We start from the raw sequence: 8,595 nt of genomic DNA, 5'->3' as shown, positions 1-8,595 counted from the left end.
TTTAATTCCTATAAGACCTCAGAGATCAAACAAAAGAAATATAGGTAAATATAGAGCAAGAGCTAAACCCATAGTCTCTAAAAATCAAAAGGATAGCTTGTGATATTTTACTAACTTAATGACATTGGGGTAGCGGTTGCTGCTTCACAAAATATTTTCGGAAGTGCAGGAACGATTATTATTGCTGTTCTGGTGATGGTTTCTACATTCGGGTGCAACAACGGCCTTATTCTGGCAGGGTCTAGAGTATTTCAGACCATGGCGAAAGACGGAATGTTTTTTAAATCAGCAGAGAAGAATAATAAAAATGAGGTTCCGGAAAATGCTTTATGGATGCAGGGAGTCTGGGCTTCATTGCTTTGCCTGAGCGGGCAATATGGTAATCTCCTGGATATGATCTCTTTTGTGATCGTTTTATTTTATATGATCACTGTCTTCGGGGTTATTTATTTAAGGTTTAAGAAACCTGATCTGGAAAGACCTTACAAAACATGGCTATATCCGGTAACTCCCATTATCTACCTTCTGATAGGAGCCGGATTCTGTGTGCTACTTCTGATCTACAAACAGCAATACACCTGGCCCGGATTTTTAATGGTACTGCTTGGACTTCCGGTCTATTATTTTATTAACAGGAAAAAACAGCCGGATCAATAACTAAAATTTGACCGTATCTATACTACTTGAGGGCTTCCGGATGAATCTGGGAGCCCTCGTTTTTGATAATATTTTTGAGGTATTTTCCCGTTTATTTCATGAAAATGTGTATTTTGGTAGTTCTTTTTAAGTAAACTAGACCATGAAGTAAAAATAAGAAGCTGACTATGGATACACCAAATTACAGAATGCCTTTTGTACCTTCAACACTCATGACTGAAGGCGGGAGCATTGATATCTGCGACATGGGCGAAAGCATTGCGCACAATATCATGCTGCTCATCACCACCAAAAAAGGCGAAAACCGATATGATGATAACTATGGAAACGACGTTTGGAGCCTGGAATTCGATAATGGAGTGACCAGTGCCGTATGGGAGAGCGTTTTCATCAAAAGCCTCAAAAGGCAGATTCAGGAGTATGAACCCCGGATCGTACAGGCACAGGTTGATGCCCACATTCAATTTGTAGAACACAGCTACGATACCAAAGAACACACAGAGATCAAAAAGAAAGTAAGAATTGCCATCAATGCAAAAATGGAGGCAACGGGAGAGCGTTTCAGCTTTTCTACAGAATTATTTTTAAGTCCGATGTCTATTGACTAAATGTTTTTAACTGCAAGAAAAATTTATGAACTTAGATCAAAGTATATATTCCAAAGAATCTGTAAAGGCAAGAATGCTTCAGAATGCCACCAAAGTGTGGGGACTGAAAAGCCCGCAATCTCTGGACCCTTTTGTAAAATTACTGATAGATGCTTTCAGTACGGAAGTCTTTAAAGCTAATAATGAGATTCAGACAGTCAACGCACGAATCCTGGAGAAACTGGCAAAACTTCTGACGCCATCCATTTATACCCATCCGATTCCGGCCCATGCCGTTGCTTTTACATTACCGTATGAGTCTTCCGAGGTTTTACTTGAACATACGGAGTTCTTCTTCCGCAAACAGATGACCTCTACAGTGAAATCAGAATCGGATAAACAGCTGAATATTCCTTTTACACCGGTAGGAAATGTACGGATCAATAAAGTACAGACTGCCGTCATGTTTGTAGGAAATACCTGCTACAGTGTAGACGAAAGACTTAATAAAATACCGGTAGCAAGATTTCAGGGAAAACCTGAAGATTACCGAAAGATCACGATAGGAGTGGATGTAAGCAAATACACCAGTGAAAATTTCCCTAAATACATGAGTGTATTTTGTTCAAACCCTGCTTTTGAACATATGGACTTTGTCTATAAACTTCTTCCTTATATTACGGTAACCAGTAATGGAAATCCTTTATTTGTGAGAGAAGGGCTAAGCTACCTTACGAATAGCCAGCCGGAAGGATATGAACAGATGTTTAAAGAACAGTCTATCCGGAATAAGGCCATTGAAGATATTAAAAGTATTTATCGCCATAAATTCATCGAAATCACAGGACTTTCAGACAGTCTTTTTTCAGAACCTGGAAAACTGCCGCAGAACCTGGATTTTCTCGATGGAAAAGAGGATATCAAAAAGCAAATTGGGGACAAACGTTATCTATGGCTTACTTTTGAGTTCCCACCGCAGTTTTCTGCCGAGATTTTGGATAACTTTTCTTTTGTCATGAATGCATTCCCGATCTACAACAGAGGCTGGAAGAAGACAGAATACAGCCTGGACATTATGGGAAACAATATTCCTCTTGTTACAGACGAAGGAGAACATTTCCTGTACGTGGATGAGGTTCAGGATGGTGACGGAAGAAGATATACTGAGATCCCTTTTACTCCGGCTGATGATCTTAAAAAAGGTCTGTATACGGTAAGAAAAGGAGGAATGGAGCGTTTTACCAATAGAAATGCGGTAGACATGATCGCCAATGTACTGGAACTGACCAGAGATGAGATCGCTGCATTTTCACTTTTAAACAGAGATAACGTTAAAGGCGTACTGAGCGAAATGTCTGACAAAATGAAGACCATGGTACAAAAGGTGAATAATGCCAAGAGAAATATAAGACAGGAGCTGAATTATGTGATCATGGAACCTGTAGAAAAAACGGATCATACCTACGCTTCTTTCTGGATAACGCATTGTACACTGGCTAATCACATGCGTCCCGGAACAGAGCTTTCTAATCAGTTGAAATCACAGACCGTTGTACTTCTCACCGAAACTATAGGTGGATCTGAAGAGCAAAAAGGAACAGACAGTATTCAGGCTTATAAATATGCTTTAACAACACGAGACAAGATCATCTCCCTTGAAGACGTTAAGAACTACTGCAGAATGGTTCTCAAAGATGAGGTAAAGGAAGTCAGAGTAAAAAGGGGAACCATGATCAGTAATCGTCCGAAAGAAGGTTTTGTAAGAACCGTTGAGGTCGAAATTATTCCTATGAACTATTCTTTTTACGGAAGAGCCTACTGGGAAAATATGGCCAATATCCTTCGAAACCAAATTATTTCAAAAGCTATTGACGGGATCGAATATGTAGTGAAAATAAGTAATGAAGATGTTGATCTTGACGAAATAAAAACTATAACACCTAAACTATAAACTATGAGAAAGATTATCGTACTTGCAATGGCCCTGGCGTTTACATCAGTCAGTGTCGTCAGTTGTAAAAAAGACATCAGTACACTGGGAAATTCTGTTTTGAACCTTGGCGGAGCGGATGACGCCAATGCTATCATTGATTTTAATAACAATTTTTTAGATTCTTATAAAAGTACATCAAGACATATCGAAAGCATTCTGAAATATGCAGATGCTGCTTCAGCGAAAGCAAAAGGAGAGAAAGTAACTATGATGCCTATTGTGATCAGCTCAATGGATTTTGCATTCGGAAAGATCAAAGACGTGCCATCAGGTTTTGGAAAAGATAAAGCAGCGATAGAAGCAGATTTTAACATCTATAAGGCTAAGAAGGAAAATATAGAGAAAAAGTTTGAAGAGCTTAAGTCCTATATGAATTCTGAAGATTACAAAGATGATAAAGGTGCGAAAGCAGATGCTATCACAAAGGATATTGAAACAGAAGCTCAGGCTTTATTTACTTCTGGAGAAAATGTAATCGCCAAGATCAAGCCGGGAACTGATGCCGCGGAAGAAATAGTTCTTAAGGATCACCCCCTGAAAGAGTACATTATCTCTTCCAAAAATGTAATGAATTCTCTGGATTCTAATATTGATGTATTGGACAAACAGTATTCAGGAAAATTCAGTGAAGCAGAAATTCAGAAAAAATATGATGAGCTTGCCAAAACGGTAGAAGCCAATTCGAAATTAGACTTCAATGTGAAAGATCCACAGTATTCTTATAAAAAATCACAGTTTGAAAGCTTTAATAAAACAGCTTCCAGCTTTTTGGATACCTACAGAAAACTAATCCGTGATGCTAAAGGCGCAGGAAAAATTTCCGACAGTGATATTCAGCAGATCGATTCTTCGTATGAATCTGTACTGAACTCGTACAATTCATTTGTGAAATAAGGAATTCTATAAAATCTATATAAAAAGACTGATGCATTGTGTCAGTCTTTTTATTTGCTTAATTATTCAGCATAACATTAGAGGGACATGAAAATAAATGGTATTAAAATCCTAATCTAACGTGATCTATTTATTGAATTTTATAGCGTTGAAAATTTAACAAAAATTAAACTTTAATAAAAACTTTCCACCTCATACAATTCCATAAAATTCCGTAATTTTGCACATTGTGATTTTCAGGCAGAGTCACTCCAAATTATGAGCAAATCAACTGAATATATAGAAGTTTACGGAGCACGTGAACACAACCTTAAAAATATTAATGTTAAGATCCCGCGTAATGAACTGGTCGTAATTACCGGACTTTCGGGGAGCGGAAAATCATCTTTGGCTTTTGACACCATCTTTGCTGAAGGACAGCGTCGTTATATGGAAACATTTTCGGCATACGCCCGTCAGTTTTTAGGCGGTTTGGAGCGTCCTGACGTAGACAAAATCGAAGGACTTTCTCCGGTAATTGCCATCGAGCAGAAAACAACCAACAAAAACCCAAGGTCTACTGTAGGAACCGTTACTGAACTTTACGATTACCTGCGTCTTTTATATGCAAGGGTTTCTGATGCCTACTCTCTGTCTACCGGGAAAAGATTGGTAAGCTATACGGAAGATCAGATTCTGGAAGCGATCAAGGAAAATTATAAGGGTGAAAAAATAATGCTGATGGCTCCTGTGGTACGTTCAAGAAAAGGACATTACCATGAGCTTTTCGTGCAAATGGCCAAAAAAGGATACGGCCAGGCAAGAATCGACGGTGAACTTCAGGATATAGAATACGATCTTAAACTTGACCGTTACAAAACCCATGATATCGACATCGTCATCGATCGTTGGATCATTGGGGAAAATGCCTCCGAATCCAGAATGGAGAAATCCTTGCGTACCGCGATGGAAATGGGTGAGGGCGTTATAGGAATCCAGAAACTGGGAGGTGCAGATATTGAATACTTCTCGAAAAATCTGATGGATGCCGAAACAGGCCATTCACTGGCGCTTCCGGAACCGAATACATTCTCTTTCAACTCTCCGAAAGGAAGCTGCCCGGATTGTAAAGGATTAGGAACCATCAAAAAGATCAACACGGATTATTTTATTGAAAATCCTAAACTGTCGATCAACCAAGGGGGATTGTTGCCGTTGGAAGATATTAAATCCAACAAATGGATTCTGTCTCAAATCAAAAATATTCTTGAGATCTTTGGATTGGGGATGGCGACGCCTATTCAGGACATTCCCGAAGAGGCTTTAGACTATATCTACAACGGATGTCATAAAGAATTTAATAAAGACCTGAAATACGCAGGGATTACCAAAAAGATAAAAATAAGCTTCGATGGTCTGATCACTTTTATGGAAGAGATCATTGATGAAAGGGAATCTTATGAGGCGGTGTTGCTGGAAAGACATTTCACAACAGAAGAGACCTGTCCGGAATGCGGCGGAACTCGTCTTCAGCCTGCAAGTTTAAGCTTTAAAATAGACGGAAAGAATATTGCTGAGGTAAATGCTTTAAGCTTATCTGATTTAAAAGAATGGTTATCATACATTAAAGATAAATTCTCAGAAAAAAATAAAATCATTGCTTACGAGATCTTAAAAGAGATTGAAACAAGACTTCAGTTCCTTTTGGATGTAGGTTTGGATTATCTGAGTTTAAGCAGAAGCTCCAGAACCCTTTCAGGAGGGGAGTCTCAGAGAATTCGTCTGGCTACACAGATCGGGTCACAGCTTGTGAATGTATTGTATATTCTGGATGAACCAAGTATCGGACTTCACCAGAGAGATAATGAAAGACTGATCAGTTCATTAAAGAACCTTAGAGATATCGGGAACTCTGTGATTGTTGTAGAGCACGACAAAGATATGATCCTGGAAGCCGATGAGGTATTGGATATTGGTCCGAGAGCCGGAAAATTCGGAGGAGAAATATTGTGGCAGGGGAAACCGAAAGACTTATTAAAAGCAGATACCATCACGGCACAATACATTAATGGAAAAAGAAAAATCGAAGTTCCTTCAGAAAGAAGAGTAGGCAACGGTAAAAATATTCTGTTAAAAGGAGCTACAGGAAATAACCTTAAAAATGTAACCCTTGATATCCCATTAGGAAAATTAGTAGTAGTGACGGGAATTTCAGGAAGCGGAAAATCTTCCCTGATCAACGGAACTTTATATCCGATCCTTAACAAACATTTTTACAGAGCGGTTCAGGAACCTCTTCCGTATAAGAAGATTGAAGGGCTGGATAATATAGATAAAATTGTAGACGTAGACCAGACACCAATCGGAAGAACACCGCGTTCGAATCCTGCAACCTATACAGGAATGTTTACAGACATCAGAAACCTTTTTGCAGAACTTCCGGAGAGTAAGATCCGTGGCTATAAGCCGGGAAGATTCTCTTTCAACGTAAAAGGCGGAAGATGCGAAACCTGTCAGGGTGGAGGATTGAAAGTCATTGAAATGAATTTTCTTCCTGATGTTTACGTACATTGTGAGACGTGTAACGGAAAACGTTTCAACAGAGAAACCCTGGAAGTACGTTACAAAGGAAAATCGATCTCCGATGTACTGGATATGACCATTGATGAAGCGGTAGACTTTTTTCAGCCAATCCCTAAGATTTTTGCTAAAGTAAAGACCCTTCAGGATGTAGGATTGGGATATATTACCCTTGGGCAGCAATCGACGACACTTTCAGGAGGGGAAGCACAGCGTATCAAGCTTGCAACAGAACTTTCGAAAAGACAAACCGGAAACACCCTGTATATCTTAGATGAACCAACAACCGGACTTCACTTTGAAGATGTAAAGATCCTGATGGAAGCCATCAATCAGCTGGTGGAATTAGGAAACTCTTTCATTATCATCGAACATAATATGGATGTGATCAAACTGGCCGACCATATTATAGACGTAGGACCGGAAGGTGGAAAACATGGAGGACAGATCGTAGCTCAGGGAACTCCTGAAGAGATCGTGAAGTCTAAAAAGAGTTTGACCGGGAAGTTCTTGAAGAGGGAATTGGAATAGTAAATCGAATTAAAATAATACAGAAAAAGCCACACAATACAAATTGTGGCTTTTTTATTTCCCCCGCATTTCATTATAGATACCTTCCAGCCTAACCCAATAATCCTCCTGCATCCACTCATATTTTTTATAATTGGCGCCAATCATCATGTCATCAGAACTCTTTTTAGTTTCAAGATAATCTGTAATGGCTTCCACGAGCCGTTTTTCATTAAAACCAGCCCATTCACCTGCAGGTTGAAGCAGATTGGACTGCAATACGGGAAAGACTTCATAGGTATTAATCGTTTTCACCTCTTCAAAAGTATACGGACTTTCCAGAATTGTTTTTGCAATATACCGAAAATCAAAATCCTGAAGTTCTGTATCCAGATAAAAATCAGAAAGAGCGATCCAGATAGGTTTTCGCTCTTTACTATTGATAATATTCAACATTATATAATTCTTGAATAATGAGAATTAGCCCTGTTACAGAGAAGAAATATAAACCTCTATTTTAGTTCCGTCATAATTAAAGGTTCCATCAAAATTACGTTTGCCAAGGACCCATTTCATATCTACGGGAACCGACCATGCTGTTCCTAAAGAAAATCCGTTCACAGATCTGATCTCTGAGCCACTTCCTGTAGTGATAGCCGAATGAAACCATGTTTTATCCCTCACTCTGTAAAATCCAATAGCCTTTCCTTTGGGAATGATAGAGTATCCATCCCATTTCTCTCCTGAGGAATAATCGAACTTATTGAGCCATCCCTGCGCGTGAAACTGTACAAGTTCACTAGGGGATATAGCGGCTCCTCTCATATATAAGGCATAAGCTACCACATCATGGCATATTCCTTTGCTGTAGTTGCCCATGTCATCGTGGCCGGAAAGAAGGCTGTTAGAAAGCAATGTTTTTTTTACTGCATCTAGCTGCCCGGCATGAGCTCCTTTTGCTGTGATAATTTCCATATTTTTATTGGTTTTGGTGTGATATTTTGGTGTACTGAAAGATACGCAATAAATTTTAAACGCGATTGTGACCCATAGTACATATCTCATGCTGATGTTTTTTAGTCTTTAGTAGGGGACCTATAAATCATGAAAACTCTAAACATTAAACTATAATAAATGGATAGAAAATTCGTTATAAACTAAGCAAACATAAAATTAAAACGATATGAAAAATTTAAAGAAACTGACTAAAACCGATTTGAAATCCGTGTATGGCGGGGAGCCAAAGAAATACTGCGTATACTGCGAAAGAATAAACTACCCCGGGGCAGAGCCCCGAAGTATTAAAAGTCAAAAAGTGTAAGTTGAGCCTCATGCACTTTTTGATATTCTTTTTCTTTTCCTTGATTTTCTATATATTTTTTAATGACATCTTTG

Annotated in this window: 8 protein-coding genes; 6 read left to right on the top strand and 2 right to left on the bottom strand. The window is 38.8% G+C overall.

Annotation, left to right across the window (positions count from 1 at the left end; all coding sequences use genetic code 11):
• Positions 1 to 123 precede the first annotated feature (123 nt).
• The 5 genes from HHL23_RS21950 (at position 124) to uvrA (ending at position 7,221) form a co-directional block, all read left to right on the top strand.
• Positions 124 to 657, top strand: coding sequence for an APC family permease (locus tag HHL23_RS21950; protein ID WP_317174733.1), 534 nt, complete (start codon positions 124 to 126; stop codon positions 655 to 657).
• 167 nt (positions 658 to 824) lie between these two features.
• Positions 825 to 1,265 carry a GPW/gp25 family protein gene (locus HHL23_RS21945; RefSeq protein WP_169236874.1) on the top strand — a complete coding sequence of 147 codons (441 nt, stop codon included), beginning with the start codon at positions 825 to 827 and terminating at the stop codon, positions 1,263 to 1,265.
• Positions 1,266 to 1,290: 25 nt separating this feature from the next.
• On the top strand, positions 1,291 to 3,195 hold the full coding sequence (locus HHL23_RS21940; RefSeq protein WP_169236873.1) for a type VI secretion system baseplate subunit TssF: 1,905 nt from the start codon (positions 1,291 to 1,293) through the stop codon (positions 3,193 to 3,195).
• A 3-nt stretch (positions 3,196 to 3,198) separates the two neighbouring features.
• Complete coding sequence (locus HHL23_RS21935; RefSeq protein WP_169236872.1) at positions 3,199 to 4,131, top strand: DUF3829 domain-containing protein; 933 nt, start codon at positions 3,199 to 3,201, stop codon at positions 4,129 to 4,131.
• A gap of 258 nt (positions 4,132 to 4,389) precedes the next feature.
• The gene (gene uvrA / locus HHL23_RS21930; protein ID WP_169236871.1) at positions 4,390 to 7,221 is read left to right on the top strand and encodes an excinuclease ABC subunit UvrA; all 2,832 of its coding nucleotides are present in this window, start codon (positions 4,390 to 4,392) and stop codon (positions 7,219 to 7,221) included.
• A 54-nt stretch (positions 7,222 to 7,275) separates the two neighbouring features.
• Here the strand turns inward: uvrA and HHL23_RS21925 are convergent, their stop codons facing one another.
• Positions 7,276 to 7,656, bottom strand: coding sequence for a DUF7079 family protein (locus tag HHL23_RS21925; RefSeq protein WP_169236870.1), 381 nt, complete (start codon positions 7,654 to 7,656; stop codon positions 7,276 to 7,278).
• A gap of 33 nt (positions 7,657 to 7,689) precedes the next feature.
• Complete coding sequence (locus HHL23_RS21920) at positions 7,690 to 8,175, bottom strand: hypothetical protein (RefSeq protein WP_169236869.1); 486 nt, start codon at positions 8,173 to 8,175, stop codon at positions 7,690 to 7,692.
• Between the two features lie 208 nt (positions 8,176 to 8,383).
• On the opposite strand from HHL23_RS21920, the gene HHL23_RS23020 reads away from it, so the two are divergent.
• On the top strand, positions 8,384 to 8,521 hold the full coding sequence (locus HHL23_RS23020; protein ID WP_449386651.1) for a bacteriocin-like protein: 138 nt from the start codon (positions 8,384 to 8,386) through the stop codon (positions 8,519 to 8,521).
• The last annotated feature ends 74 nt before the right edge of the window (positions 8,522 to 8,595 follow it).

Source organism: Chryseobacterium antibioticum (assembly GCF_012927325.1).
Lineage (GTDB): Bacteria > Bacteroidota > Bacteroidia > Flavobacteriales > Weeksellaceae > Chryseobacterium > Chryseobacterium antibioticum.
This window is presented reverse-complemented; position numbering and strand designations above follow the sequence as displayed.